The sequence below is a fragment of the Bacteroides sp. LFL-34 genome (genome assembly GCF_027257075.1).
In the GTDB taxonomy this organism is placed as follows: Bacteria; Bacteroidota; Bacteroidia; order Bacteroidales; family Bacteroidaceae; genus Bacteroides; species Bacteroides ovatus.
The window spans coordinates 1-790 of sequence record NZ_JAPQKZ010000152.1; the positions used below are offsets into that span (position 1 = coordinate 1).

At 31.9% G+C, this 790-nt stretch carries 1 protein-coding gene; it reads right to left on the bottom strand.

Going from position 1 to position 790, the window contains the following annotated elements; all coding sequences use genetic code 11:
* Nucleotides 1-308 (bottom strand): DUF3871 family protein (locus N5O98_RS27335; RefSeq protein ID WP_118161597.1); only part of this gene is annotated, 308 nt, incomplete at its 3' end.
* Between the last annotated feature and the right edge of the window lie 482 nt (nucleotides 309-790).

A 790-nucleotide genomic window follows, 5' to 3' on the forward strand; every position in this document is an offset into this window, starting at 1 on the left:
TGACTTACACGAATATCGGGCTTATCAATGCTTTCACCACTGAAAAACGTATTTGCAGCGTCATAAACAGTATCAATAAATGCAGGGTGAGGAATTGTAAGCTCATTGTCTTTGGCGAATACGGGTGTAATACAATCTTCTTTTAAATGTTGCATTGTTACCTCTAGTGTATTAGCTTCCAAGAAATGAGGATTCTCTTTTTTAACTTTTGGTTGTTCTTCGATTATTGTTGCTTCTTCTGCATATTCACCAAAGTTACTTTCTCTTCTTACCTGTGGCACATTGCCAATAATTTGTAGATTTCTCATAACGAATAAAATTTTAAATGATTTATAAATTGATTACGTGGAGAATAGATATTTCACTTTTCTTCCAACTACCCTAGGGGGTTGTTAGAACTACTCTTCACGTGTTCATGTAACTTTCAATTCTGTAAATCATAGGAGAAGTAAGCTGATATATATTTAAGCTCCTATTTTTATAGGTAGGGGGTATTATATATAAGTACCTATACTTTATTGCGTGCCTATGTATTACTATGCACTATAATAGAAAGGAGAGTATTATACTGCCATATAAAGATATGCTAAGTAGTAATATTAGAAATTGAGTATTGTTTATTTTTTTACCTTGTTTATTATGAGTAACTTTGAGTATTCTTAAAAATCAAGAACTACCTGTTTGTCAATGGTTCAACTCCTTGAATTATATGTAAATCAAACAGGTCATATTTGCATTTTCCCACACTTCCATTGGGAAAATTAACTCCCATATTTAAAATTGCGAACTG